Origin of the sequence: Franconibacter sp. IITDAS19, from assembly GCF_023079515.1 — a bacterium.
Taxonomy (GTDB): Bacteria; Pseudomonadota; Gammaproteobacteria; order Enterobacterales; family Enterobacteriaceae; genus Franconibacter; species Franconibacter pulveris.
The window spans coordinates 270,417-291,179 of the sequence record NZ_JALJCP010000001.1; the positions used below are offsets into that span (position 1 = coordinate 270,417).

At 57.3% G+C, this 20,763-nt stretch carries 20 protein-coding genes and 1 other RNA gene; 15 read left to right on the plus strand and 6 right to left on the minus strand.

Annotation, left to right across the window (positions count from 1 at the left end):
• Positions 1-108: 108 nt before the first annotated feature.
• The 6 genes from lon (at position 109) to MT962_RS01450 (ending at position 7,210) form a co-directional block, all read left to right on the plus strand.
• Positions 109-2,463, plus strand: a complete 2,355-nt coding sequence (gene lon, locus MT962_RS01425; RefSeq protein ID WP_024557438.1) for an endopeptidase La — start codon at positions 109-111, stop codon at positions 2,461-2,463.
• Positions 2,464-2,673: 210 nt separating this feature from the next.
• Complete coding sequence (gene hupB, locus MT962_RS01430; RefSeq protein ID WP_024554059.1) at positions 2,674-2,946, plus strand: nucleoid-associated protein HU-beta; 273 nt, start codon at positions 2,674-2,676, stop codon at positions 2,944-2,946.
• Between the two features lie 223 nt (positions 2,947-3,169).
• Positions 3,170-5,047 (plus strand): peptidylprolyl isomerase, encoded by a 1,878-nt coding sequence (gene ppiD / locus MT962_RS01435; protein ID WP_247364242.1) that lies wholly within the window; start codon positions 3,170-3,172, stop codon positions 5,045-5,047.
• Positions 5,048-5,193: 146 nt separating this feature from the next.
• Complete coding sequence (locus MT962_RS01440) at positions 5,194-5,562, plus strand: helix-hairpin-helix domain-containing protein (protein ID WP_247364245.1); 369 nt, start codon at positions 5,194-5,196, stop codon at positions 5,560-5,562.
• Positions 5,563-5,667: 105 nt separating this feature from the next.
• On the plus strand, positions 5,668-6,066 hold the full coding sequence (locus tag MT962_RS01445) for a YbgC/FadM family acyl-CoA thioesterase (protein ID WP_024561378.1): 399 nt from the start codon (positions 5,668-5,670) through the stop codon (positions 6,064-6,066).
• Positions 6,067-6,370: 304 nt separating this feature from the next.
• A complete protein-coding gene (locus MT962_RS01450) occupies positions 6,371-7,210 on the plus strand; it encodes an MBL fold metallo-hydrolase (RefSeq protein ID WP_247364248.1) in 840 nt (279 codons plus the stop codon).
• Here the strand turns inward: MT962_RS01450 and queC are convergent.
• Both queC and MT962_RS01460 read right to left on the minus strand, forming a co-directional pair.
• Positions 7,202-7,897 (minus strand): 7-cyano-7-deazaguanine synthase QueC, encoded by a 696-nt coding sequence (gene queC, locus MT962_RS01455; protein ID WP_188723122.1) that lies wholly within the window; start codon positions 7,895-7,897, stop codon positions 7,202-7,204. The genes MT962_RS01450 and queC overlap by 9 nt on opposite strands.
• Before the next feature lie 56 nt (positions 7,898-7,953).
• Positions 7,954-9,666: an SgrR family transcriptional regulator gene (locus tag MT962_RS01460; RefSeq protein WP_247364249.1), complete on the minus strand. Its 1,713-nt coding sequence runs from the start codon at positions 9,664-9,666 to the stop codon at positions 7,954-7,956.
• Between the two features lie 99 nt (positions 9,667-9,765).
• On the opposite strand from MT962_RS01460, the gene cof reads away from it, so the two are divergent.
• On the plus strand, positions 9,766-10,584 hold the full coding sequence (gene cof / locus MT962_RS01465) for an HMP-PP phosphatase (RefSeq protein ID WP_247364253.1): 819 nt from the start codon (positions 9,766-9,768) through the stop codon (positions 10,582-10,584).
• 22 nt (positions 10,585-10,606) lie between these two features.
• Here cof and MT962_RS01470 read toward each other — a convergent pair whose 3' ends face one another.
• On the minus strand, positions 10,607-11,668 hold the full coding sequence (locus MT962_RS01470; RefSeq protein WP_024557430.1) for a PLP-dependent cysteine synthase family protein: 1,062 nt from the start codon (positions 11,666-11,668) through the stop codon (positions 10,607-10,609).
• A gap of 115 nt (positions 11,669-11,783) precedes the next feature.
• On the opposite strand from MT962_RS01470, the gene MT962_RS01475 reads away from it, so the two are divergent.
• The 6 genes from MT962_RS01475 (at position 11,784) to amtB (ending at position 17,764) form a co-directional block, all read left to right on the plus strand.
• On the plus strand, positions 11,784-12,245 hold the full coding sequence (locus MT962_RS01475) for an Lrp/AsnC family transcriptional regulator (protein WP_024557429.1): 462 nt from the start codon (positions 11,784-11,786) through the stop codon (positions 12,243-12,245).
• Between the two features lie 66 nt (positions 12,246-12,311).
• Positions 12,312-14,087, plus strand: a complete 1,776-nt coding sequence (locus MT962_RS01480) for a SmdA family multidrug ABC transporter permease/ATP-binding protein (RefSeq protein ID WP_024561373.1) — start codon at positions 12,312-12,314, stop codon at positions 14,085-14,087.
• Positions 14,080-15,858: a SmdB family multidrug efflux ABC transporter permease/ATP-binding protein gene (locus MT962_RS01485; protein WP_247364256.1), complete on the plus strand. Its 1,779-nt coding sequence runs from the start codon at positions 14,080-14,082 to the stop codon at positions 15,856-15,858. The genes MT962_RS01480 and MT962_RS01485 overlap by 8 nt, the downstream gene beginning before the upstream one ends.
• A gap of 49 nt (positions 15,859-15,907) precedes the next feature.
• On the plus strand, positions 15,908-16,063 hold the full coding sequence (locus MT962_RS01490) for a hypothetical protein (RefSeq protein WP_247364257.1): 156 nt from the start codon (positions 15,908-15,910) through the stop codon (positions 16,061-16,063).
• Between the two features lie 47 nt (positions 16,064-16,110).
• Complete coding sequence (gene glnK, locus MT962_RS01495) at positions 16,111-16,449, plus strand: P-II family nitrogen regulator (protein WP_002891893.1); 339 nt, start codon at positions 16,111-16,113, stop codon at positions 16,447-16,449.
• A 28-nt stretch (positions 16,450-16,477) separates the two neighbouring features.
• Positions 16,478-17,764: an ammonium transporter AmtB gene (gene amtB / locus MT962_RS01500; protein WP_024557426.1), complete on the plus strand. Its 1,287-nt coding sequence runs from the start codon at positions 16,478-16,480 to the stop codon at positions 17,762-17,764.
• A 160-nt stretch (positions 17,765-17,924) separates the two neighbouring features.
• Here the strand turns inward: amtB and tesB are convergent, their stop codons facing one another.
• Positions 17,925-18,785: an acyl-CoA thioesterase II gene (gene tesB, locus MT962_RS01505; protein ID WP_024561510.1), complete on the minus strand. Its 861-nt coding sequence runs from the start codon at positions 18,783-18,785 to the stop codon at positions 17,925-17,927.
• Positions 18,786-19,008: 223 nt separating this feature from the next.
• Between tesB and MT962_RS01510 the strand changes: the two genes are divergently transcribed.
• Positions 19,009-19,581: a YbaY family lipoprotein gene (locus MT962_RS01510; RefSeq protein ID WP_024557424.1), complete on the plus strand. Its 573-nt coding sequence runs from the start codon at positions 19,009-19,011 to the stop codon at positions 19,579-19,581.
• A 31-nt stretch (positions 19,582-19,612) separates the two neighbouring features.
• Here the strand turns inward: MT962_RS01510 and MT962_RS01515 are convergent, their stop codons facing one another.
• Together MT962_RS01515 and MT962_RS01520 are read right to left on the minus strand one after the other, a co-directional pair.
• Complete coding sequence (locus MT962_RS01515; protein ID WP_024561509.1) at positions 19,613-19,924, minus strand: MGMT family protein; 312 nt, start codon at positions 19,922-19,924, stop codon at positions 19,613-19,615.
• Between the two features lie 138 nt (positions 19,925-20,062).
• Positions 20,063-20,275, minus strand: a complete 213-nt coding sequence (locus tag MT962_RS01520; RefSeq protein ID WP_024557422.1) for a helix-turn-helix transcriptional regulator — start codon at positions 20,273-20,275, stop codon at positions 20,063-20,065.
• A gap of 301 nt (positions 20,276-20,576) precedes the next feature.
• Between MT962_RS01520 and ffs the strand changes: the two genes are divergently transcribed.
• Positions 20,577-20,673, plus strand: an RNA gene (ffs, locus tag MT962_RS01525) — signal recognition particle sRNA small type.
• Positions 20,674-20,763 lie beyond the last annotated feature (90 nt).

A 20,763-nucleotide genomic window follows, 5' to 3' on the forward strand; every position in this document is an offset into this window, starting at 1 on the left:
TGAATGTCCGGGAAACATCCCCATATACTGATTTACTTGTTGGTGATGCCGTGAAGTGGGTTCACGTGCACCCATCACCTGGCGGAAACTAAACTAAGAGAGAGCTCTATGAATCCTGAGCGTTCTGAACGCATTGAAATCCCCGTATTGCCGTTGCGCGATGTGGTGGTTTATCCGCACATGGTTATTCCTTTATTCGTGGGACGGGAAAAATCCATTCGTTGTCTTGAAGCGGCCATGGACAATGACAAAAAAGTCATGCTCGTCGCGCAGAAAGAAGCTTCAACGGATGAGCCGGGTGTGAACGATCTTTTCACTGTAGGTACAGTGGCTTCGATTCTGCAGATGCTGAAACTGCCTGACGGCACGGTAAAAGTGCTGGTAGAAGGTTTGCAGCGCGCGCGTATTACCACCCTGTCGGATAATGGCGAACACTTTGCGGCTAAAGCTGAATACCTGAACTCGCCGGCTATTGACGAGCGCGAGCAGGAAGTACTGGTTCGCACTGCGATCAGCCAGTTTGAAGGCTACATCAAACTTAACAAAAAGATTCCTCCGGAGGTGCTGACTTCACTGAACAGCATCGACGACCCGGCGCGCCTGGCCGATACTATCGCCGCGCATATGCCGCTGAAGCTCGCCGACAAACAGTCCGTGCTTGAAATGTCCGATATCAACGAGCGCCTTGAATATCTGATGGCGATGATGGAATCGGAAATTGATCTGCTGCAGGTTGAAAAACGTATCCGCAACCGCGTGAAAAAGCAGATGGAGAAAAGCCAGCGGGAGTACTATCTGAATGAGCAAATGAAAGCCATTCAGAAAGAACTTGGCGAAATGGACGACGCGCCGGATGAAAACGAAGCGCTGAAGCGCAAAATCGATGCGGCGAAAATGCCGAAAGAGGCGAAGGAAAAAGCCGAAGCGGAACTGCAGAAGCTGAAGATGATGTCGCCGATGTCTGCGGAAGCGACCGTGGTGCGCGGCTATATCGACTGGATGGTGCAGGTTCCGTGGAACGCGCGCAGCAAGGTTAAAAAAGATCTGCGTCAGGCGCAGGAGATTCTGGATACTGACCACTACGGTCTGGGCCGTGTGAAAGACCGCATCCTTGAATATCTCGCTGTGCAGAGCCGCGTAAACAAAATTAAAGGGCCCATCCTGTGCCTGGTGGGACCGCCGGGGGTAGGTAAAACGTCTCTGGGGCAATCCATTGCGAAGGCCACCGGACGCAAATATGTCCGTATGGCGCTGGGCGGCGTGCGCGATGAAGCGGAAATCCGCGGCCACCGCCGTACTTACATCGGCTCTATGCCCGGTAAGCTTATTCAGAAAATGGCGAAAGTCGGCGTGAAAAACCCGCTCTTCCTGCTGGATGAAATCGACAAGATGTCATCCGACATGCGCGGCGATCCGGCTTCCGCTCTGCTTGAGGTGCTCGATCCAGAACAGAACGTGGCGTTCAACGACCACTATCTCGAAGTGGATTACGATCTCAGCGACGTCATGTTTGTGGCGACCTCTAACTCCATGAATATTCCTGCGCCGCTGCTGGACCGTATGGAAGTGATTCGTCTCTCCGGCTATACCGAGGATGAAAAGCTTAACATCGCGAAGCGCCATCTGCTGCCGAAGCAGGTTGAGCGTAACGCCCTGAAAGCGAACGAACTGACCGTTGAAGACAGCGCGATTATCGGCATTATCCGCTATTACACCCGCGAAGCGGGCGTGCGTAGCCTTGAGCGTGAAATCTCTAAGCTGTGCCGTAAAGCGGTGAAACAGCTGCTGCTCGACCCGGCGCTTAAGCAGATAACCATTACGGGCGACAATCTGAAAGATTACCTGGGCGTTCAGCGCTTCGATTACGGTCGCGCCGACAACGAAAACCGCGTAGGGCAGGTGACAGGTCTTGCCTGGACCGAAGTGGGCGGCGATTTGCTGACCATCGAAACCGCCTGCGTACCGGGTAAAGGCAAGCTTACTTACACCGGATCGCTTGGTGAAGTGATGCAGGAATCTATCCAGGCTGCGCTGACCGTGGTACGTGCGCGCGCGGAAAAACTCGGCATCAACGGGGATTTCTACGAGAAACGCGACATTCACGTTCACGTGCCGGAAGGGGCGACGCCGAAAGATGGTCCAAGCGCAGGCATTGCGATGTGCACCGCTCTGGTTTCTTGCCTGACTGGCAACCCGGTTCGCGCCGACGTAGCGATGACCGGCGAGATAACGCTGCGCGGCCAGGTGCTGCCGATTGGCGGTCTGAAAGAGAAACTGCTGGCGGCGCATCGCGGCGGCATTAAAACCGTGTTGATCCCGTATGACAACAAGCGCGATCTGGAAGAAATTCCGGAGAACGTCATTGCCGATCTGGATATCCATCCGGTGAAACGCATTGAAGAGGTGCTGACGCTGGCGCTGCAGAACGAACCGTTCGGTATGCAGGTAGTCACTGCGAAATAGTGACCTGACGCAAAGAGCACTGATAAAAACAGGGCTGGCGAGTGATTTGTCACTTGCCAGCTTTTTTTTGTATAGCTAATTTAGATTGCTGACCGGGCGTGCCATCAATAACTACTGTTGTAAGGGCGATGCATGCCTGTTATAACTGCTGCGCGGTCGCGCTACGAAGGGATCGGGTGCGATATAAATAATAAAGAGAGGAAGAGAAGAGTGAATAAATCTCAACTGATAGACAAAATTGCCGCAAGCGCTGATATTTCCAAAGCCGCGGCTGGACGTGCGTTAGATGCTTTGATTGTTTCCGTTACTGAATCTCTGCAGGCAGGGGACGAAGTGGCTCTGGTTGGATTTGGGACTTTTGCTGTTCGTGAGCGTGCTGCCCGCACTGGCCGCAACCCGCAAACTGGTAAAGAGATCACCATTGCAGCGGCTAAAGTGCCTGGCTTCCGTGCCGGTAAAGCGCTTAAAGACGCGGTAAATTAAGAAACGCTTGCGGAAGTCCCGTAAGGTTTTTGAAACTAAGGGCGCATCGTCAGATGTGCCTTTTTTATATGCCCGGATTTTTATGAGGCGCGTGGGCTGACAACCGCCCCGTTTTCTTGTCACAATACGCCTCAGGGCGCAGCGGCAGAGCCGTGTTCCGAAGGACGCGATACGTCTCTGTGCAGGGTTTACCAGTTACACTACAGCGGAGTGTTGTTACACCATGATGGACAATTTACGTGCGGCGGCTAATCACGTCGTGCTCAAAATCATATTGGGTTTAATTATCGTCTCGTTCATTCTGACGGGCGTAGGTAATTACCTGATTGGCGGTAACAATAATTATGCCGCAAAAGTTAACGGCCAGGAGATTAACCGGGCGCAGTTTGAAAACGCGGTCATGGGCGAGCGCAACCGCATGCAGCAGCAGCTTGGCGATCAGTTCTCTGCGCTGGCGGCGAACGAAAGCTACATGAAAGGCATGCGCCAGCAAGTGCTCCAGCGCATGATAGACGAGACCCTTCTCGATCAGTACGCCAAAAAGCTGGGCCTTGGCATCAGCGATGAGCAGGTAAAACAAGCTATCTTTAAGCAGCCCGCGTTCCAGAGCAACGGCAAGTTTGATAACACGCGCTATAACGCCATCATCAATCAAATGGGAATGACGGCGGATCAATACGCGCAGGCGCTGCGTAATCAGCTGACCACGCAACAGCTGATTAACGCTATCGTCGGCACCGACTTTATGCTGAACGGCGAAACGGATGAACTGGCTGCGCTGGTTTCTCAACAGCGTCTGGTGCGTGAAGCCACCATTGACGTAAACGCGCTGGCGGCTAAACAGCAGGTTTCCGATGCCGAAATCAATAACTACTACCAGCAGAATAAAGATCGTTTCGTGGCGCCGGAACAGTTTCGCGTAAGCTATATCAAGCTGGACGCGGCTGCGATGCCGGAAACCGCGAGCGATGCGGAAATCCAGACTTATTACGATCAGCATCAGGATGAGTTTACCCAGCCGCAGCGTAATCGGTACAGCGTCATTCAGACGAAAACTGAAGCGGAAGCGAAAGCGGTGCTGGATACGCTGAAGCAGGGCGGTGACTTTGCTGCTCTGGCGAAAGAGAAATCAGCCGACATCATTTCTGCCCGTAACGGCGGCGACATGGGCTGGCTTGAGCCTGCCACTACGCCGGAAGAGTTGAAAAACGCCGGTCTGAAAGAGAAAGGCCAGCTCTCAGGCGTTATCAAGTCTTCGGTAGGTTTCCTGATAGTCCGTCTGGATGACGTTCAGCCGGCGCAGGTGAAGCCGCTTGCCGAAGTGCATGACGCTATTGCCGCAAAAGTGAAGCAGGAAAAAGCGCTGGATGCCTACTTCGCGCTGCAGCAGAAAGTGAGCGAGGCGGCCAGCAATGACAACGAATCGCTGGTGGGCGCCGAGCAAGCTGCGGGCGTTAAGGCCGTGCAAACCGACTGGTTCGGCCACGACAATCTGCCGCAGGAGCTGAACTTCAAACCGGTAGCGGATGCGATTTTCGGTGGCAGCCTGATTGGCGAGAACGGCACGCCGGGTAGCAACTCTGACATCATTACCGTTGAAGGCGACCGTGCGTTTGTGCTGCGCGTTACCGATCACAAAGCGGAAGCGACAAAACCGCTGGCGGACGTGCGTAACGAAGTGGTGGACGCGGTTAAGCATCAGAAAGCTGAACAGCAGGCGAAAATTGACGCTGAGAAACTGCTGAGCGCGCTCAAAAACGGCAAAGGCGACGAGGCGCTGAAAGCCGCTGGCCTGAGCTTTGGCGAAGCGAAAACGCTGAGCCGCACCGGTCAGGATCCGTTGAGCCAAACCGCCTTCACCCTGCCGCTGCCAGCTAAGGGCAAACCCAGCTACGGTATGGGCAACGATATGCAGGGGAACGTGGTTCTGCTGGCGCTGGACGAAGTGCGCAGCGGCACGCTGCCGGAAGAGCAGAAGAAAGCGATGGTGCAGGGGATCACCCAGAATAATGCCCAGGTCGCTTTCGAGGCGCTGATGAGCAACCTGCGTAAAGAAGCCAAAATCAAAATGGGCGACATGGTAACGGAACAGCAGCAATAACGAGACGTTTCGCACATTTTTGCAATACGTTGCAAACAGACAAAGGCCGCTTACGCGGCCTTTTCCATTTTTAAAGATTGCTGTTTGTCGCGTTACGGCTGGCGCAATAAGGTAGCTCTGCTGTCAACAAACAAGGAGAAAACAGCATGAAACGTGGAATCAAAGCACTCTGTCTGGCATTGGCTGTAGCAGGCTGCGGCCTTAGCAGCACCTCACTGGCGGCGCCTTCTGCAGGAAAAGCGCAGGTAACGCAAACCCGACCCGATAGCGCCGATAGCAAAGCGATGACACCTGGCGAAAAAGCATCACAAAGCGAAGAAGGCACCGTCAACATCAATACCGCCACGGTAGATGAGCTGGCGAAGGCGATGAACGGCGTGGGTAAGAAAAAAGCGCAGGCTATCGTCAGCTATCGCGAAGAGCACGGCCCTTTCAAAGCGCTGGAAGAGTTAAAACAGGTGCCTGGCATGGGCGATTCGCTGGTGGAAAGGAACCTGCCTAACCTCACGCTTTAACCGTAACTTGTCCTTGCAGAGTTAAAAACTTTTGCCAGACTAAAGAGGTCATACCAGTGGTGTGACCTCTGTATCGATTAAAACAATGACAAGGGTTAAAGCGCTATGCAGACACAAATCAAAGTACGGGGTTTTCATCTTGATGTTTATCAACATGTTAATAACGCCCGCTATCTGGAGTTTCTTGAAGAGGCGCGCTGGGATGGCCTTGAGCATGAAGAAAGTTTTCAGTGGATGACGGCCAACAACATTGCTTTTGTTGTGGTAAACATCAACATCAATTATCGCCGTCCCGCCGTGCTGGGCGATCTGCTTACCGTAACCAGTGAAATGAAACAGCTTAACGGTAAAAGCGGCGTTCTGAGCCAGGTAATTACGCTCGAGCCAGAAGGGCAGGTGGTCGCCGACGCGTTAATCACTTTTGTCTGCATCGATCTCAAAACGCAAAAAGCGCTGCCGATTGAAGGCGAGCTGCGTGAAAAGCTGGAAAAATTAATAGCCTAATGGCTTAAAAATATTTTCATGACGCCTGATGGCTTTTGGCTCCTCAGCCCGGTAGATAATCTGGTATTGCGAAGGCTGGTGTTCCCCGCGTAAGCGGGGGACCCCCCTTGAAAATGACGCCAGCGCGTTTCGCTTTGGTATTCCCCGCCTGGGCGGGGTAAACCGCAACAGAGCACATTATTAGCTGTCGCCTGTCTGTTTCTTGCTTCATCTTCCATTCCAAAACTAATCACCCCCTGCCGTTCTGCTTATATTTTTTAACCACTTATACTTCAGGTTATGGACTCGTATAACCGGAGGTGCAATGCGGATTCACCATCTTAACTGCGGCTGTATGTGCCCGCTGGGCGGCAAACTTTATGACGGATTCAGCAAGGGCGCGCACGCGCACCTGATTTGCCACTGTCTGCTGGTAGAGACGGACCAGCATGGTCTGGTGCTGGTGGACACCGGCTTCGGGCTTGAAGATATGGCGGAGCCCTCCCATCGCCTGCCGTGGTTTTTCCGGGCAATGAACAATATTCAGTACCGTAAAGAGCTTACGGCTGCGTATCAGCTTGCGGCGCTGGGCTTTACGCCGGGTGATGTCCGCCATATTGTGCTTACGCATCTTGATTTCGACCATGCCGGCGGCCTGAGCGATTTCCCGAACGCTCAGGTGCATCTGATGCAGACTGAAATCAATACCGCCAGCGACCGTCGCGGCTGGCTGGCGCGCGAGCGTTATCGGCCCGGTCAGTGGGGCGCGATTTCAGGCTGGCACGGCTATCAGCCTCGAGGCGAAGCGTGGTTTGGTTTTGAGTCGGTGAGAGAGTTAAAAGGCCTGCCGCCGGAGATTTTGTTAATCCCACTGCGTGGACATACGCAGGGGCACGCCGGGGTGGCGATAGATACGCCAGGGGGCTGGCTATTACACGGCGGCGATGCGTGGTTTTTCCGCGAAGAAATGGCGCCCACTTATCACTGCACGCCGGGGTTGCGCTTTTACCAGACGATGATGCAGGAAGATAAAGACGCCCGGCTGAATAACCAGCGCCGCTTAAGGGCGCTGGCGACCGATGCTAACGCTGGCGTCACGCTGTTTTGCAGCCATGACGCCAAAGAGTTCGAGCGGTTGAAAGCGGGCGAAACGCGATTAGCGTAACCCCGTTTTCTGCTTGAGCGCGGCCATAACGCCCGCTTTGTCACCAAGATAACGGTTAAGGCCGTTGGCGCGCAGGTTGCAGGCGGCGCACTCGCCGCAGCCTTCGCCTTTGATGCCGTTATAACAGGTGAGGGTATCATGGCGTACCAGCTCGAGTTTGCCCCAGTAGTCCGCCAGCGCCCAGGTTTCCGCTTTATCCAGCCACATCAACGGCGTTTCAAAACGCACGTCCCGCGCCATGCCAAGGCTTACGGCATGGTTAAGCGCTTTGACAAATTCATCGCGACAATCCGGGTAACCGGAAAAATCGGTCTCGCAAACGCCGGTTATTACCGCTTCCGCCTGTACCTGGTAGGCGTAAATGGCCGCGAGCGTCAGGAACAGAATGTTGCGGCCTGGCACAAAGGTGCTGGGAATGCCGCTCGCTTGCGGGTCGTAATCCGGCACCGGAATGCTGTCGCGGGTCAGGCTGCTCACCGCCAGTTCATTCAGCAGCGTGACGTCCAGCACTTTGTGCGCCCGTGCGCCCAGCCTGGACGCCAGTTCGCGGGCGATATCAATCTCGGCCCGATGGCGCTGGCCGTAATCAAACGTCACACAATGAACTTCATCATACTGCTGGAGCGCCTGAATCAGGCAGGTGGTGGAGTCTTGTCCTCCGCTGAAGACAACAACGGCACGTTTCATAATCAACCCTGTGGTTCTTAATCGCAAAAACGGTATGGTAGCGCCGTAGCGCCATGCTAACCAGCTTCTTTGCCTTGCTCAGGCGGCGGCAGCCAGGCGCGGGTGAAATCAAACCAGCCGCGCGCGTTAAGCTCAACGCCGTTAATCCCCGGCGGCGCGCTTATCTGGTAGCGATAATTAAAGAGCGGCGTGATGATGCCTGCGGACATCATTTCATAAAACACGGCTTTCAGGGCGGCGTTACGGGTCTCGTCATCGGGATAGCGCTGTACGGAATCGAGTGTGGCGAACAGATGCTGCTGTTGCGCAAGCGTCAGCAAATTCGGCCAGAGCGCGTCGCAGCGCAGCCACTGCTCCAGCGTATATTCCGGCGCTTCGCCGATAAGCCTGTCGCCCATCACCATATCCGCTTTCCCCAGTTCGCCGCAGCCGTCCCAGTTTTTGGCATCGTGAAAATGGAGGGTTAATTCGCAACCCAAAGAGGCCAGCTGTTCACGTAACTGCTGCGCCATAACATGCAACTCGACCGGCAGATGATAAAAGAGCGTCAGCCGGGGCGGCAGTTGCACCGATTGCGGCGGCCATTGCGGCAGTTCCCAGCCCGGCAGCATTTCGCGACTCGGCGTAATCAGCCCTTCGTCCAGCGGCAGCGCGTCAATCATGCCGCTTTGGTGGATAAGGCTGATAAGCCGCCGCGCCTGTGCGATGGAGAGACGTCCGGCCTGGCGTACGCCGAGGTAGCAAAAGCCGAGGCTGATGCTGTTGCTGACTGGACGCAGATGGGCCAGCTCTTCTTCCTGGCCAAGGGCTATCTGCACCGGATGGCGGCAGCTGGTGCCGAGCGCGCGGTCAAAAAGCTGCGGCGTTATCCAGTATTCCACCGCCTTCAGCAACGGATGTTGCAGATGGTAAAACTCGTGGCTTTCCAGCCGCACCAGCTCAGGCGTAAAAGCCGTGAGCCGAAACGGGCCGCAGCCAGTTTGATTATCATCCGGGTGCGCGAGAAAACTGCAGTAGCTGGCGAGCCGCCAGGGAAGCCAGTAATCGGGCCTGAAGAGCGTGAAGCGCAAACACCGGGCGTGGGGCGAGTCGACCGTTTTAACGCTTGAGAAAAGCTGGCGCAGCGCGGGCTGCGTCAGGAGATGGGTAAAGCTTGTAAGCAGCTGCGCCGTTTCGACCGGCTTGCCGTCATGCCAGTGCAGGGTGGAGCGAAGATAAAAACGCCAGGTCAGGCCGTCGGGGGAAACCTCCCAGTGGTGCGCCAGGTCGCCGTGTGGACGAAGGCTTGCCGCCTCAAAGCGCGTCAGCCCGGCAAAAATCTGGCTTGCCAGATGTTGCTCGGCGCGTCCTGGCAAAAAGCCGGGCGTTAGCGGCTCCAGCGGACGGTAATAGGGAATGCGCAGGGTTGGCGTGTCGTTCTGCCACTGGCCGCCCAGAAACGGCGTCAGCAGATGACGCAACTGCTCCGGCGCCAGCTGCGCAAGCGCAAGGGCGTTGTGATGTTCCCCCAGGCGTAACACCTTTTCCATCATCCCCGCACGCACGCTTTGCGGGCTAACCAGAAAGGTTAGCGTGCCTCTTTTTCCCCGTCCTGACTGCGCCTGCCACGTCAGCCAGCCTGCCTCTTCAAGTTGACGCAGCAGAGAGCGGGCGTGGCGCTCGCTGCAAAAGCAGCGCGCCGCCAGTTCCGCCACGGTGGTCTGTTGAGGCGAGCCCGCTGAAGGCTGCCAGAGACGTTGAAACTGGTTTAATCGATTGAGCAGTCGCATACAAAACCCGGAACAGTTTCTGGCAAGTATTCACTATTAGTTCCGTATATACCAGGCGATACTTTTCGGCATGCAATCAGCTTCACACAGGAGATAACCATGGCGAAACTCGCGGCCTTTGATATGGACGGCACGCTGCTGATGCCGGACCATCGGCTGGGCGAAAAGACTATCAGCACGCTGCGCCGCCTGAAGGAGCGGGACATTGCGCTGGCCTTTGCGACCGGCAGGCACGTCATGGAGATGCGACCCCTTCTCGGCCAGTTTTCTCTGGAAGCGTTTTTGATAACCGGCAACGGCACCCGCATTCATACCCTGGAAGGGGAACTGCTGCACAGCCAGGATTTGGCGCCCGGCGTGGCGGAAACGGTGCTGCACAGCCACTGGGATACACAGGCGAGCATTCACGTCTTTAATGATGACGGCTGGCTGACCGACCGCGATATGCCGGAGCTGCTCGTCGCGCACCGCTATAGCGGCTTTCGTTATCAACTGGTGGATCTCAAACGGATCCCGGCGCACCGGGTGACGAAGATCTGCTTCTGCGGCGATCATGACGATCTGTGTCGCCTGCGCGTTCAGCTTAACGAGGCGCTGGGAAACAACGCGCACCTGTGCTTTTCCGCCTCAGATTGTCTGGAAGTGCTGCCGCCGGGATGCAATAAGGGCGCAGCGCTGGCCGTGCTGAGCCAGCATCTGGGTTATACGCTGGCGGAATGCATGGCGTTCGGCGACGCCATGAACGATCGCGAGATGCTCTCGCTGGTCGGGCATGGGCTGATTATGGGCAACGCCATGCCGCAGCTGATAGCGGATTTACCCCACCTGCCGGTGATAGGTCACTGTAGCCGACAGGCGGTTTCACACTATTTAACACATTGGCTGGATACACCACACCTTACTTATTCCCCCGAATGATGAGGATTTCCAGCAAGCCGGGCTAGCCCGGCTTTTTTTCTTCCAGCAGCGAGGCCAGCGCCGCCTGATACGGCGCCAGGTCGCCGATGTTTTTCGCCACCCATTCCGGCTGGTAATAGGTATCGAGATAGCGCTCGCCGCTGTCGCACAGCAGGGTGACAATCGCCCCCTGGCGGCCTTCGTCGCGCATGCGCGCCGCCAGCTGCAACGCGCCCCACATATTGGTGCCGGTGGAGGCGCCCACTTTGCGGCCAAGCTGCGTCTCCAGCCACTGCATGGCGGCGACGCTCGCGGCGTCCGGCACGCGCAACATCTCATCCACGACGTCCGGAATAAAAGAAGGCTCCACGCGCGGGCGGCCGATGCCCTCAATCTTACTTCCCACGCCGCTTCGCAACGTGTTGTCGCGGGTGTGCCAGTAATCCATAAACACCGAGTTTTGCGGGTCTACTACCATCAGCTTCGTGTCGTGTCCCTGGTAGCGCAGGTAACGGCCAAGCGTTGCGGAAGTGCCGCCCGTGCCTGCGCTCATCACAATGTACGCCGGCACCGGATGCGGCTCATGGCGCATCTGGCGAAAAATGCTGTCGGCGATATTGTTGTTGCCTCGCCAGTCGGTGGCGCGCTCGGCGTAGGTAAACTGGTCCATATAATGGCCGCCAAGCTCGCGCGCCAGCGTCTCGGACGCGTCGTAAATTTCGCAGGCGCTTTGCACGAAGTGGCAGCGGCCGCCGTAAAACGCTATCTGCTCAACTTTGCGCTTCGCCGTACAGGCGGGCATGACCGCGATAAAAGGCAACCCCAGCAGCCGGGCGAACCAGGCTTCTGAAACAGCAGTCGACCCCGAGGAGGCTTCAATAATCGGCGTGCCTTCTTTTATCCAGCCGTTGCTTAAGGCGTAGAGAAAAAGAGAGCGGGCGAGGCGGTGCTTCAGGCTGCCGGTCGGGTGAGTGCTTTCATCTTTCAGATAGAGGTAAATGCCCGGAAAGGCGGGCAGCGGCAGGCGCAGCAGGTGCGTATCCGCAGAACGCTGGTTATCAGCGTTGATTTCAGTAATGGCGTGGCGTACCCAGGAGCTGGTCATGCGCGTGATCCGTTTGTCAATTTGTGCTTAGAGTAACGAAGAGCGCGGGGAAAAACGTTGCCATTTAACCTACAGGCGGCTTGAATAAGAGAAAATTATTCTCCTGGTGGCCGCTATGTTAGATAAAATTGACCGCAAGCTCCTTGCGTTGCTACAAAGTGACTGCACCCGCTCTTTGCAGGCGCTCGCTGATGCCGTTAATCTGACAACAACCCCCTGCTGGAAACGGCTCCGGCGTCTGGAAGAAGAAGGTTATGTCACGGGTAAAGTGGCGCTGCTGGACCCGGAAAAGCTCGGCCTCGGCCTGACGGCGTTTATGCTTATCAAAACCCAGCACCATAACCGCGAGTGGTACAGCCACTTTGTCTCGGTGGTAAGCGGCATGCCTGAGGTGCTGGGCTTCTGGCGCATGGCGGGGGAGTACGACTACCTGATGCAGGTTCAGGTAGCGGATATGAAGCGGTATGACGAGTTTTACAAGCGACTGGTGAACCAGGTGCCGGGCTTTTCCGAGGTCACTTCGAGTTTCGCCATGGAGCAGATAAAATACACCACAGCCCTGCCGGTGGAGGCGTAGCCTTTAGCGGCCACCTATACTCCATCCCTGCGCTTATCGTCATTAAAGACAATCAGGACAAACGTTTTGCGATTATTTGCTCAGTTAAGCTGGTACTTCGGCCGGGAGTGGCGACGCTATCTCGGCGCCGTAGCCCTGCTTATCATCATCGCCGTTTTGCAACTCGTGCCGCCAAAACTGGTGGGCGTTATTGTGGACGGCGTCACCCAACGCCACTACACCGCCGGGCAGATTTTACTGTGGATAGGCGTCATGGTGGCGATTGCGATTGTGGTTTATCTGCTGCGCTACGTCTGGCGCGTGCTGCTGTTCGGCGCGTCTTATCAGCTTGCCGTAGAGCTGCGCCGCGATTTTTATCGCCAGCTCAGCCGCCAGCATCCTGAGTTCTACTTACGCCACCGCACCGGCGATTTAATGGCGCGCGCCACCAACGATGTCGACCGCGTGGTCTTTGCCGCGGGCGAAGGGGTATTAACGCTGGTAGATTCGCTGGTGATGGGCTGCGCGGTGCTGATAGTCATGAGCACGCAGATAAGCTGGCAGCTTACGCTGCTGGCATTACTGCCGATGCCGGTGATGGCCATTGTCATTAAGCGCTACGGCGACCAGCTACACCACCGCTTCAAGGCGGCGCAGGCGGCGTTTTCAACGCTTAACGATCGTACTCAGGAGAGCATGACCAGCATCCGCATGATCAAGGCGTTCGGCCTGGAAGACCGTCAGTCGGCGCTGTTCGCCGAAGATGCGCGGGAGACGGGGCAGAAGAACCTGCGGGTGGCGCGCGTGGATGCCCGCTTTGACCCGACCATTTACATCGCCATCGGCATGGCGAACCTGCTGGCTATCGGCGGCGGCAGCTGGATGGTGATGAACGGCACGCTGACGCTCGGCCAGCTCACCAGCTTCACGATGTATCTGGGCCTGATGATCTGGCCGATGCTGGCGCTGGCCTGGATGTTTAACATCGTCGAGCGCGGCAGCGCGGCGTATAGCCGCATTCGCGCCATGCTTGCTGAGGCGCCCGTGGTTCACGACGGCGATGAAAGCGCGCCGCCGGGGCGCGGCGAACTGCGCGTGGCTATCCGCGCCTTCCGTTATCCAGGCGCTACCCAGCCGACGCTGCAAAACCTCAACGTCGCCCTGAAACCGGGGCAGATGTTAGGGCTGTGCGGGCCGACCGGCGCGGGAAAAAGCACCGTGTTAACGCTGATACAGCGTCATTTCGACGTTGATGAAGGGGAGATTCGCTTTCATGACATCCCGCTGCCTCGTCTGAGGCTGGATGACTGGCGCGCCCGGCTGGCCGTCGTGAACCAGACGCCGTTCCTCTTCTCTGACACGGTGGCGAACAATATCGCCCTCGGCAAGCCTGAAGCCACGCAGCAGGAGATTGAACATGTGGCGAAACTCGCCTGCGTGCATGAAGATATTCTGCGCCTGCCGCAGGGGTACGACACCGAAGTGGGCGAGCGCGGCGTGATGCTCTCCGGCGGGCAGAAGCAGCGTATCTCCATTGCCCGCGCTCTGTTGCTGAACGCGGAGATGCTGATTCTGGATGACGCGCTTTCGGCAGTGGACGGGCGCACGGAACACCAGATCCTGCACAACCTGCGCCAGTGGGGAGAAGACCGTACGGTTATCATCAGCGCCCATCGCCTTTCGGCGCTGACCGAAGCGAGCGAAATTCTGGTGCTGCAGCACGGTCATGTAGCCCAGCGGGGTCAGCATGACCAGCTGGCGAGCCAGCCGGGCTGGTATCGCGATATGTACCGCTATCAGCAGCTTGAAGCGGCGCTGGACGACGCGCCGGAAGAGAACCAACAGGAGGCGATAAATGCGTAATTTTGGTCAGCTGTGGCCGACGCTAAAACGCCTGCTGGCGTATGGCAAGCCCTGGCGTAAACCGCTTTCGATGGCGGTGGTTATGCTGTGGGTTGCCGCCGCGGCGGAAGTCAGCGGCCCGGCGCTCATCAGCTACTTTATTGACAATCTCGTCGCACAGCATCGTATGCCGCTTGCGCTGGTCAGCGGGCTGGCGGCGGTTTATCTCCTGCTGCAACTGCTCGCCGCCGGGCTGCACTACTGGCAGTCGCTGCTGTTTAACGAAGCGGCGGTGGGGGTGGTGCAGCAGCTTCGCACCGATGCGATGGACGCCGCGCTGCGCCAGCCGCTCGGCGCCTTCGACACCCAACCGGTGGGGCAGCTTATCTCCCGCGTGACCAACGACACTGAAGTTATCCGCGATCTCTACGTCACCGTTGTCGCAACGGTATTGCGCAGCGCGGCGCTGGTGGGCGCGATGCTGGTGGCCATGTTCAGCCTCGACTGGCGGATGGCGCTGGTGGCTATCACCATTTTCCCGGCGGTGTTGATTGTAATGCTGATTTATCAGCGCTACAGCACCCCCATCGTGCGCCGGGTGCGGGCTTATCTGGCGGATATCAACGACGGCTTTAACGAAGTGATCAACGGCATGAGCGTCATCCAGCAGTTTCGCCAGCAGGCGCGCTTTGGGGAGCGGATGAATGAAGCGAGCCATTCGCACTATCTGGCGCGCATGCAGACGCTGCGCCTGGATGGTTTCCTGCTGCGTCCGCTGTTAAGCCTTTTTTCCGCGCTGGTGCTCTGCGGGTTGCTGATGCTGTTCGGCTTTACGTCAGTCGGCACGATAGAGGTTGGGGTGCTGTATGCCTTTATCAGCTATCTGGGCCGCCTCAACGAACCGCTTATTGAGCTCACCACGCAGCAGTCGATGCTGCAACAGGCGGTGGTGGCGGGCGAACGCGTTTTCGAGCTGATGGACAGGCCGCGCCAGAACTACGGCGATGATAAGAGGCCGCTGCAAAGCGGTTCGATCGACGTCGACAATGTCTCGTTCGCTTATCGCGACGATCGTCTGGTTTTGCAGGATATCGATCTGCATGTTCCGTCGCGTCATTTCGTTGCGCTGGTGGGCCATACCGGCAGCGGTAAAAGCACGCTCGCGAACCTGCTGATGGGATATTACCCGCTGACGCGCGGCGAAATCCGTCTTGACGGGCGGCCGCTCCAGAGCCTGAGCCATGGCGCGCTGCGCAAGGGAGTGGCGATGGTGCAGCAGGACCCGGTGGTGCTGGCGGATTCGTTTTTCGCCAACGTCATTCTTGGGCGCGACATCAGCGAAGAACAGGTCTGGCAGGCGCTGGAGACGGTACAGCTGGCGGAGCTGGCGCGCGGCATGGCGCAGGGTATCCACACCCGCCTTGGCGAACAGGGCAATAATCTCTCTGTCGGTCAGAAACAGCTGCTGGCGATGGCCCGCGTGCTGGTCGAGACGCCGCAAATTTTGATTCTCGATGAAGCGACGGCCAACATCGACTCCGGCACCGAGCAGGCGATTCAACAGGCGCTGGCGGCGATCCGTGAACACACCACGCTTGTGGTCATCGCGCATCGTCTTTCCACCATTGTGGAAGCGGATACGATCATGGTGCTTCACCGCGGCCAGGCCGTTGAACGCGGCACGCATCAGGAACTGCTCGCCGCGAAAGGGCGCTACTGGCAGATGTACCAGCTTCAGCTGGCAGGCGAAGAGCTGGAAGCGAGCGAGCGGGAAGAGTCGCTTATCGCCTGATGCACTAAAACTACGCACCGCACCGGGCGCTCGCTTTGCTGGTGCAAAAATGCAACGCACCCTGCACCAGCATGGTGCGTTTTTGCTTTCCAGGAACAATCTGAATCCCGGTCACACTTTTTTCTTACTCATTTACTCCATGAATGCCCGCTCGCCGGGCGCAAAAACTCCCGCTTTTTCATTCCTGGCACGCCGCTTGCTTTAATAACGTTGTTAGCTGCGGCCATTACCCAATTCGACTGGAGGGGATTTATGAAGCTGGTTACCGTGGTAATCAAACCATTCAAACTGGAAGACGTGCGCGAGGCGCTTTCTTCAATTGGCATTCAGGGGCTGACGGTAACCGAGGTGAAAGGCTTTGGTCGCCAGAAGGGCCACGCCGAGTTATACCGCGGTGCCGAATACAGCGTTAACTTCCTGCCGAAAGTGAAGATTGACGTTGCTATTGCAGACGATCAACTTGATGAAGTGATTGATGTCATTAGTAAAGCTGCCTATACCGGCAAAATTGGCGACGGCAAAATTTTCGTTGCCGAGCTGCAACGCGTGATTCGTATTCGTACCGGCGAAGCCGACGAAGCGGCACTGTAACTGGCCAACCGTGACAGGAATGGAAAAGATGAAACACACAGCACTGAAATCTGGCCTCGGCCTGCTTTCGCTTCTGCCCGGCCTTGCCATGGCCGCTCCGGCGGTGGCGGACAAAGCGGACAACGCTTTTATGATGATCTGCACCGCGCTGGTGCTCTTTATGACCGTACCTGGCCTGGCGCTCTTTTATGGCGGCCTGCTGCGCGGTAAAAACGTGCTTTCCATGCTGACGCAGATCTCCGTCACTTTCGCGCTGGTCTGCATTCTCTGGGTGGTTTATGGCTACTCGCTGGCGTTTGGCTCCGGCGGCAGCTTCTTCGGCAACCTTAACTGGATCCTGCTGAAGGGCATTAACATCACCGATCTCATGGGCAGCTTCTACCAGTACATCCACGTGGCGTTCCAGGGTTCGTTCGCCTGTATTACCGTGGGGCTGATTGTCGGCGCGCTGGCTGAGCGCATTCGCTTCTCCGCCGTGCTTATTTTCGTGGTGGTATGGCTGACGCTCTCCTACGTGCCTATCGCCCACATGGTGTGGGGCGGCGGCCTGCTGGGTTCTCATGGCGCGCTGGATTTCGCAGGCGGCACTGTTGTGCACATTAACGCCGCGGTGGCGGGCCTGGTAGGCGCTTACCTGGTGGGTAAACGCGTGGGCTTTGGCAAAGAAGCGTTCAAACCGCATAACCTGCCGATGGTCTTTATCGGCACGGCGATCCTTTACTTTGGCTGGTTTGGCTTCAACGCTGGCTCCGCCAGTGCGGCGAATGAAATCGCCGGTCTGGCGTTCCTGAACACCGTTGTGGCGACAGCCGCCGCCATTCTCGCCTGGGTCTTCGGTGAATGGGCGCTGCGCGGCAAGCCTTCTCTGCTGGGCGCCTGCTCCGGCGCTATCGCGGGTCTGGTAGGTGTGACTCCGGCTTGCGGCTACATCGGCGTCGGCGGCTCTCTGATTGTGGGCATCGCGGCGGGTCTGGCGGGTCTGTGGGGCGTCACCATGCTGAAACGCTGGCTGCGCGTTGATGACCCGTGCGACGTCTTCGGCGTGCATGGCGTGTGCGGCATCGTGGGCTGCATCCTGACCGGCGTGTTCGCAGCAAGCTCGCTGGGCGGCGTGGGTTACGCAGAAGGCGTGACCATGGGTCACCAGGTGCTGGTGCAGCTGGAAAGTATTGCGGTTACCGTGGTCTGGTCCGGCGTGGTGGCGTTCATCGGCTACAAACTGGCGGATATGACGGTTGGTCTGCGCGTACCGGAAGACCAGGAGCGCGAAGGTCTGGACGTCAACAGCCACGGCGAGAATGCCTACAACGCCTGAGTAGAGCATCTCTCCTGTTGAAACCTCCCGCGTGCGGGAGGTTTTTTATTTTCAGGGGAGAGGAAAAACCAGTGGCGCAGCGTCTTTCCGGTGGCGTTTCGCATATTCAGCCAGCAAACGGCGCGCCTGAACGTCAGGGCGGCCCGCCGTAACGGCTTACTTAACCGCGCTTCCTCATCACCCCTTCCTGCACAGAAGAGGCGACCAGTTTGCCGTCCATGCTCCAGAATTCGCCGCGCACAAAGCCGCGCGCGCTGGAGGCGGAGGTGCTCTCCACGCTGTAGAGCAGCCACTCGTTCATGTCGAACGGACGGTGGAACCACATAGAGTGGTCGATAGTCGCCACCTGCATGCCTGGCTCCAGGAAGCCCACGCCGTGCGGCTGCAGCGCCACTACCAGGAAGTTAAAGTCGGAGGCGTAGCCCAGCAGCGACTGGTGCACGCGGAAATCGTCCGGCATCGCTCCGTTAGCGCGGATCCACACCTGGCGCGTCGGCTCCGCCACGTGTCCTTTCAGCGGGTTATGAAACTCCACCGGGCGAATTTCGAGCGGCTTATCGCTAAGGAACTTCTCTTTCACCTGCGGTGGCAGGAACTTTTCCAGCGCCCGGGCGATATCGGTTTCCGATTTCAGCCCTTCGGGCGACGGCGCGGCGGGCATCGTTTTTTGATGCTCGAAACCCGCTTCCGGCGCCTGGAACGAGGCGGTCATGTAAAAAATAGGTTTGCCGTTTTGGATAGCCGCTACGCGCCGGGCGCTGAAGCTGTTGCCATCGCGCAGCACTTCAACGTCATACACGATCGGCTTCTGACTGTCGCCCGGGCGCAGGAAATAGCTGTGGAAAGAGTGCACCAGACGTTCTGCCGGCACGGTCTCTTTAGCAGCGTAAAGCGCCTGCCCGACGACCTGGCCGCCAAAGACCTGCCGCAGACCTAAATCTTCGCTCTGGCCGCGAAACAGCCCCTCTTCAATTTTTTCCAGATTCAACAATGCCAGTAGGTTGCTCAGCGCCTGACTCATAACGGGTCCTCAACAGCAAAAGAAAGCACAGCGGTGCCGGGAAAGTAACGAGAGTATAACGTAGAACCACAACTGGTCCGAGGGGTGGAATTATCTTAATGGCGGCCCATTACCAGGCGAAAATCAGTGACCTGTGCCACACTTAGCACGACAAGCAAGTTCTGACCACTCACTTCTGGTGAGTTATCGCGCTCACTGGTGCATTGAAAATAAGGAGAACGCAATGAAACTCGTGCACATGTTAAGTGGTTTAGCGGTTGCGGTTGCTCTGGCGGGTTGCGCAAAGGATAAAAGCGCGGACATAGCGGTTCCGGCGCCGAATCCGAACACCGCCGGCGTGGCGACACAGCCGGTTATTAAACAGCCTAACGTCTCCGGTACGGTCTGGGTCCGTCAGAAAGTGGCGCTGCCGCCGGATGCCGTGCTGACCGTAACGCTCGCCGACGCCTCGCAGTCTGACGCGCCTTCCCGTGTTATCGCGCAAAAAGCGGTACGTACCGAAGGCAAGCAGGCGCCATTCAGCTTCGTATTGCCGTTTAACCCGGCCGACGTACAGCCGAATGCCCGCATTCTGCTGAGCGCCGCCATCACCATCGACAACAAAATTGTTCTGGTAACTGACCAGGTTAAACCAGCAGTAACCCAGGGCGGCACTAAAATCGACCTGAACCTGGTGCCGGTGCAGCAGACCGCGATCCCGTTACAGGAAGGCGGCGGTGCGGCGACAACGGTGCCGAGCACGTCGCCAACGCAGGTTAACCCTTCGTCAGCGGTTCCGGCTCCCACGCAGTTCTGAGTTGAACATTAACGCCTCTTCGGAGGCGTTTTTAATAGCGCCAGCGGTAGCGGGCAAGGTCTATCTGTCCGCTGCCGGAGACCTGAACCCCTTCCGACAGCAGCGCCTGCCGCTGACGCTGTAAATCGGGCCCGGTAAGCGAAATCGCGCCGTGGCGATTCACAACCCGATGCCAGGGCAACTGGCTGCCTTCCGGTAATCTTTTCAGCACGCCGCCTACCTGCCGCGCCGCTCGCGGCGAGCCCGCAAGCCTTGCCACTTCGCCATAGGTCGTCACGCATCCTTCAGGAATGGCCGCGACAATCTGATAAACGCGCATCGGGAAACTGTCCGGGTTATCCATCATTCGCACTCCGTGAGATGAGACAGTAAGGATAGTGAGGAGTGGGGGAGGAGGGAAGGGGCTGGCTGCGCGCTTAGCAAAAACATCAAAAGTCTTAACCTGAAAGCGGCGAGCCCAGCGGTTCGCCGCATAGCGCTTTTATTCACCGTAGCGTGAAGGCCAGATCTCTTTGGCCGGTGTTTTTATTTTTGCGGCGATGATCTGTTCGCCTTTCGGCCAGTGTCGGTACAGGGCGTTAGCAAGGGTGGAGGAGGAGAGTCCGTTTTCACGAGAGAGCGCGGCAAGCGAAGAACCTGATTTCTTGATGGCTGCAATGATGTCCGCCCGATGCCAGTCTTGTTTCATGGTCATAGTCCTGAGTAATGAATGGAAGAGGTTGGCTGTGTTGGCGGGCTGCAAATCCCGACCACTGGATTTTGCCAGTGGCGCGAGCATGTTACAGCAGCGTGCTACAGGGGTAAATAAAGGCAATGCGAGGCGGCTCGCAAAGCGGAAGGGAGCAAAAAAGATTGAGATTTTGGCTTGCCGGAAACCCTTCAGCGCAGTCGCCACTGCGCAATAAACCGGCATCCGGCGCGGGCTTGCTTGCAATTGACGGGGGCAGGCGACATAATGCCGCCTGCGCGTTTAACGACGCCCTCAATGGGGGCCCTGTTGGTTCTCCCGCAACGCTACTTTGTTTACCTGGTCAGGTCCGGAAGGAAGCAGCCAAAGCAAAGGACGTGTGTGCCGGGATGTAGCTGGCAGGGCCCCCACCCATTTCTGCTCAACAATTCCTTTTTTTCAGTTTTATCCTGGTGATAAGACGACGCAAGTGGCGTATCAACGCATGCTGGATG

What these genes read in the sequence shown, in the direction of transcription:
- cof (WP_247364253.1), top strand. Translation starts at nt 9,766, where the DNA reads ATGGCGAAACTCGCGGCCTTTGATATGGACGGCACGCTGCTGATGCCG.
- MT962_RS01450 (WP_247364248.1), top strand. Translation starts at nt 6,371, where the DNA reads ATGCGGATTCACCATCTTAACTGCGGCTGTATGTGCCCGCTGGGCGGC.
- MT962_RS01470 (WP_024557430.1), bottom strand. Translation starts at nt 11,668, where the DNA reads ATGACCAGCTCCTGGGTACGCCACGCCATTACTGAAATCAACGCTGAT.
- MT962_RS01520 (WP_024557422.1), bottom strand. Translation starts at nt 20,275, where the DNA reads ATGACCATGAAACAAGACTGGCATCGGGCGGACATCATTGCAGCCATC.
- tesB (WP_024561510.1), bottom strand. Translation starts at nt 18,785, where the DNA reads ATGAGTCAGGCGCTGAGCAACCTACTGGCATTGTTGAATCTGGAAAAA.
- MT962_RS01510 (WP_024557424.1), top strand. Translation starts at nt 19,009, where the DNA reads ATGAAACTCGTGCACATGTTAAGTGGTTTAGCGGTTGCGGTTGCTCTG.
- MT962_RS01475 (WP_024557429.1), top strand. Translation starts at nt 11,784, where the DNA reads ATGTTAGATAAAATTGACCGCAAGCTCCTTGCGTTGCTACAAAGTGAC.
- ppiD (WP_247364242.1), top strand. Translation starts at nt 3,170, where the DNA reads ATGATGGACAATTTACGTGCGGCGGCTAATCACGTCGTGCTCAAAATC.
- MT962_RS01460 (WP_247364249.1), bottom strand. Translation starts at nt 9,666, where the DNA reads ATGCGACTGCTCAATCGATTAAACCAGTTTCAACGTCTCTGGCAGCCT.
- MT962_RS01485 (WP_247364256.1), top strand. Translation starts at nt 14,080, where the DNA reads ATGCGTAATTTTGGTCAGCTGTGGCCGACGCTAAAACGCCTGCTGGCG.
- MT962_RS01490 (WP_247364257.1), top strand. Translation starts at nt 15,908, where the DNA reads ATGCAACGCACCCTGCACCAGCATGGTGCGTTTTTGCTTTCCAGGAAC.
- MT962_RS01440 (WP_247364245.1), top strand. Translation starts at nt 5,194, where the DNA reads ATGAAACGTGGAATCAAAGCACTCTGTCTGGCATTGGCTGTAGCAGGC.
- lon (WP_024557438.1), top strand. Translation starts at nt 109, where the DNA reads ATGAATCCTGAGCGTTCTGAACGCATTGAAATCCCCGTATTGCCGTTG.
- MT962_RS01445 (WP_024561378.1), top strand. Translation starts at nt 5,668, where the DNA reads ATGCAGACACAAATCAAAGTACGGGGTTTTCATCTTGATGTTTATCAA.
- queC (WP_188723122.1), bottom strand. Translation starts at nt 7,897, where the DNA reads ATGAAACGTGCCGTTGTTGTCTTCAGCGGAGGACAAGACTCCACCACC.
- MT962_RS01515 (WP_024561509.1), bottom strand. Translation starts at nt 19,924, where the DNA reads ATGGATAACCCGGACAGTTTCCCGATGCGCGTTTATCAGATTGTCGCG.
- amtB (WP_024557426.1), top strand. Translation starts at nt 16,478, where the DNA reads ATGAAACACACAGCACTGAAATCTGGCCTCGGCCTGCTTTCGCTTCTG.
- glnK (WP_002891893.1), top strand. Translation starts at nt 16,111, where the DNA reads ATGAAGCTGGTTACCGTGGTAATCAAACCATTCAAACTGGAAGACGTG.